Source organism: Streptomyces corynorhini (assembly GCF_003346515.1).
GTDB lineage: Bacteria > Actinomycetota > Actinomycetes > Streptomycetales > Streptomycetaceae > Streptomyces > Streptomyces corynorhini.
Window position 1 is genome coordinate 1 of record NZ_QQNA01000452.1, and the last position, 4,133, is coordinate 4,133.

Sequence of the window (4,133 nt, forward strand, 5' to 3'; positions counted from 1 at the left end):
GCGAGACCCGTACCGGCGGCGAACCGGTGCCCGGCAGCCAGACCCCGACCGGCGGCGAGACCCGTACCGGCGGCGAACCGGCGCCCGACGTCCTCGCCGCCTTCGAGGCCGCCAAGGGGTTCATGCCCGTACAAGAAGGGCTCGCCCTGTACGGCGCGGCGGTCGAGGCGGGCGCGCTGGGCCTGCCGCTGCTGGAGATCGGCACGTACTGCGGGCGTTCCGCGCTGCTGCTCGCCGCCGCCGCGCGGGACGCGGGGACGGTGGCCGTCACCGTGGACCACCACCGCGGCAGCGAGGAGCAGCAGGCCGGGTCGGAGTACCACGACCCGTCCGTGGTCGACCCGGAGAACGGGCTGATGGACACCCTGCCCACCTTCCGGCGCACCCTGCGGCGGGCCGGGCTGGAGGACCACGTGATCGCGGTGGTCGGCCGGTCGCCACGGGTCGCCGAGGTGTGGGGCGGCCGGTTCGGGCTGGTCTTCATCGACGGCGGGCACACCGAGGAACACGCCAACGGGGACTACGAGGGATGGGCGCCGCTGCTGGTCGAGGGCGGGCTGCTGGTGATCCACGACGTCTTCCCCGACCCGGCGGACGGCGGCCGGGCACCGTACGGCGTCTATCTGCGCGCGCTCGCCTCCGGCGCCTTCGCCGAGATCTCGGTGACCGATTCACTGCGCGTCCTGCGCCGCGTATCGGCGGGAATCTGACCGCGTCCCACTACCATCGCGACGGTGTCGTACGACGAGAGCCCGCAGCCCGTCCGCAGCCGCTTCGGCCGGAACCGTCTCACCCTCGCGACCGCCGCGCTGGTGCCCACCGCCCTGGCCGGATGGCTCGTCTGGCAGGGCCTGAGCGGCGAGGACGGCGGCGGCCCCCCGGCGGCGGCCGGTTCCGCCGCCTCCGCCGCCGCGTCCTCGGCCGCCGCTTCCGCCGCCGCCTCCACGCGTGACGACGACGTCCCCGGCGGCGGCGACCCGACCGGCACCTCGCCCGCGTCCGGCACCTCCGCCGGGTCCGGGACACCGGCCGGGTCCGCGCCGCCCGCCGACCCGGCGCAACCGCTCGCGGGCAAGGTCGTCGTGGTCGATCCCGGCCACAACCCGCGCAATCGCGACCACACCGCCGAGATCAACCAGCAGGTCGACATCGGAACGGCCAGCAAGGAGTGCGACACCACCGGCACCTCCACCGACGCCGGTTACGCGGAGGCCGAGTTCACCCTCGACGTCGCCCACCGGCTGCGCACACTGCTGCGCGAGCGGGGCGCGACCGTCACCTTCACCCATGACGACGACCGCCCCTTCGGCCCCTGCGTCGACGAGCGCGCCCGGATCGGCAACAAGGCGAAGGCCGACGCGGTCGTCTCCGTCCACGCGGACGGTTCCGCACCCGGCAACCGGGGCTTCCACGTGATTCTCCCCGCCCTGGTCAAAGGCGGCGGCGCGGACACCTCGGGCATCGTGGGGCCCTCGCGTGAACTTGGTGAACGTATCGTGGGGAATTTCGTCCGCGAGACCGGCATGGCACCCGCCAACTACCTGGGTGAAGGTACGGGTTTGGATGTGCGCGACGATCTCGGCGGGCTGAATCTGTCGACCGTTCCGAAGGTGTTCATCGAATGCGGCAACATGCGTGATTCACGGGACGCGGGCCTGCTTACCGACGCGAAATGGCGACAGAAAGCGGCACGCGGGCTGGCGGACGGCATCGACGGTTTCCTGCGGAACTGAACCCGTATACCGGACGCGCCGAACGCGTACCGGACAGGCGCCGGGCGGGCGCCCGGCGCTGGTCGCCGATCCGCGTAACAGCCGTATAACCGGGCGTGATACTCGGCGGACGCCCCCATCGGACAGACGATACATTCATCCGTACGATAGGGAGCCGCCCCCGAGCTTCGCACCGTGCACCGCCTTAGCAGCGGCAGCGGCGACCACTCCGAGACCAGACGACCGACGAAGGACTTTTCACGTGAACATCCGCTCCCTCACAAGAGGCGACGGCGTGGTGATCGGAGCAGCGGTGCTGCTGTTCATCGCCTCGTTCCTCAATTTCTACGACGCCACGGGTTACAGCAATGGCGTGAAAGCTTGGGACCTGCTGGGTGTCGTGATGAGCGTCCACCTCGCCGGGGTCATAGCCGCGGCGCTGATCGTCACCGCCCGCGCGCTGCCGCAGCCGCGGAAATTCGCGGGTCTTGACCTCGGACAGTTCGGCACCGCGCTGGCGATCTTCGCCGCCTGGACCTCGCTGTGGTACCTGCTCGGTGACGGCAAGGCCGGCGCCGGCCAGATCCTCGGCTTCTTCGGCGCCGCCGCGCTCGCGGCGGCGGCCGTGGCCAGTCCGCTGCTGCCGCCGCTGAAGGCCGCCCTCATCGGCGCGCCCAAGCCGGCCGCCCCGCAGCCGTACGGCGGGCAGCCCGGCGCCCCGCAGGGGTACGGCTACCCGGGCAGTGCGCAGCCCTACGGCACGCAGGGCCAGGCCCAGCCGTTCGGCCAGCAGCAGCCCGCCGCCGGTCAGCAGCAGCCGTTCGGCGGCGCCCAGCCCGCCCAGCAGCGGCCGACGAGCGGCGAAGCGGCCCCGGCCGCCGCTCCGGCGTCCCCGTCGGCTCAGGCGTCCCCGTCGGCTCCGGCGGCTCCGGCGGGCGACTTCGCGCCGTTCTGGTTCGCGGTGCCGGTGACCCGCCCGCTGTTCGGCGAGGACGGCTCGCCGTCCCCGATCGCCGAACTGGCGCCCGGCACCTGGTACCTCGCGGTCGAGCAGCGCGGCCCCGGCCTGGTGGCCCAGACACAGGACGGCCGCCGAGGCGTCCTCCAGGACACCTCGGGCATCCAGCGCGGCTGAACCCACCGCACGCACGGCGCCTCGCGCGTCACGGCACGAACGGCCCCCGCACACGCACGGGGGCCGTTCGCCGTTTCCGTCGCGGGGCTATCCCCCGGCGCCGCCGCGCAGGTCGGACAGCGAGGGCACCTTGTCCTTGACCGGCGCGCCCGCGTCCTTGCCCGCGCCCTTGATGCCCGTGATGTTCTTCTGGAAGTTGTTGATGTCCGAGTCGTTCACCTCGCCCTTGCGGAGCTTCGTGGCGAGCCCCTTGAGCGAGTCGATGCCCGCCGTCAGCGGCGCGACCGCCTTGGAGAGCAGCGGGTCGGCCTTGGCGTTCTTCGACGCGGCCTTCAGCCTGTTGTAGGTGAAGGCACCGGCCAGACCGGCCTTGACCAGGGCCAGCTTGCGGCCCTTCGCGCCCTTCTTGAACTTGCCCGCCTTGTACGGCTTGACGATCCACTGGTACGTGGCACCGGCCGCGAGCGCGGCGTCGGCCACGAAGCGGGTCTTGGCGAACTTCCGTTTCTCGGCGGAGCTGGTGGGCGAGGCCGCCACCGCATCGGCGACCTCGGCCGCGCCGTTGCCCGCGCCGCGCGGCGTGGCCGCTTTGTCGGAGCTGCCGCACGCGGCCGTGGACATTAGCAGGGCGCAGGAGAGCACCAGGGCCACGAGGACGCGGCGCAGCGGGGAGCGGCCCAGGAAGAGGCCGCGAGCGGGGCCGGGTCCGGAGTCCTCTCCGGGTGCGGGAACGGGGACGGTGACGGGGACCTGAGCGGGGTTACCGGCGGGTATGCCGGTGTTGGCTTGGGTGAGCACAACCGACCTCCTTGGCAGACTGCCAGTAGCGTCACCCGCTGCCCGCGCCGCCGCCACGCGAGCGGGGCCGTCCGGGTTTCACTTGGTCACAACCGGTAACACGTGGGCCATGTCCTCACGCCATCGCAGTGGAAGCAGCTCCGCAGCGGCGACCATCGTCGCCGTGATAGCGGACGTCATGGCCTTCATTCTGATCCTCTGGATCCTCATGTACCTGCTGGACGCCAACCGGGGCAACGACCTGGTGGAGTTCGTCCGGAGCAGCGCCCGCTGGCTCGCCGGCTGGTCCCACGACCTGTTCACTTTCGACGAGGCGTGGGCCCGTGTGGTCTGCGGTTACGGTCTCGCCGCCGTGGTCTACCTGTTCATCGGCCACGGCCTCGCCAACCGGCTGCGCCGCCTCTGAGCGGCGGCCGGCCGGGCCTCACTCCCGGTCCTCATCCGAGTCCCGCCCCCGGTCCTCCTCCGACTCCCGCCCCCGGCCTTCC

At 72.3% G+C, this 4,133-nt stretch carries 5 protein-coding genes; 4 read left to right on the forward strand and 1 reads right to left on the reverse strand.

The features are described 5' to 3' along the window. Window positions 1-122: 122 nt before the first annotated feature. The 3 genes from DVH02_RS34405 (at window position 123) to DVH02_RS34415 (ending at window position 2,847) form a co-directional block, all read left to right on the forward strand. Entirely contained in the window at window positions 123-710 is a 588-nt protein-coding gene (locus DVH02_RS34405; protein WP_114627747.1) for a class I SAM-dependent methyltransferase, read from the forward strand. Window positions 711-734: 24 nt separating this feature from the next. After that, window positions 735-1,733, forward strand: a complete 999-nt coding sequence (locus DVH02_RS34410) for an N-acetylmuramoyl-L-alanine amidase (protein ID WP_114627744.1) — start codon at window positions 735-737, stop codon at window positions 1,731-1,733. Window positions 1,734-1,974: 241 nt separating this feature from the next. After that, window positions 1,975-2,847 carry a hypothetical protein gene (locus DVH02_RS34415; protein ID WP_114627745.1) on the forward strand — a complete coding sequence of 291 codons (873 nt, stop codon included), beginning with the start codon at window positions 1,975-1,977 and terminating at the stop codon, window positions 2,845-2,847. 87 nt (window positions 2,848-2,934) lie between these two features. Here DVH02_RS34415 and DVH02_RS34420 read toward each other — a convergent pair whose 3' ends face one another. Continuing rightward, on the reverse strand, window positions 2,935-3,468 hold the full coding sequence (locus DVH02_RS34420) for a hypothetical protein (RefSeq protein ID WP_233518648.1): 534 nt from the start codon (window positions 3,466-3,468) through the stop codon (window positions 2,935-2,937). A 286-nt stretch (window positions 3,469-3,754) separates the two neighbouring features. Here DVH02_RS34420 and DVH02_RS34425 point away from each other — a divergent pair, with 286 nt between their 5' ends. Further along, entirely contained in the window at window positions 3,755-4,051 is a 297-nt protein-coding gene (locus tag DVH02_RS34425) for a hypothetical protein (protein ID WP_114627746.1), read from the forward strand. Window positions 4,052-4,133: the final 82 nt, after the last annotated feature.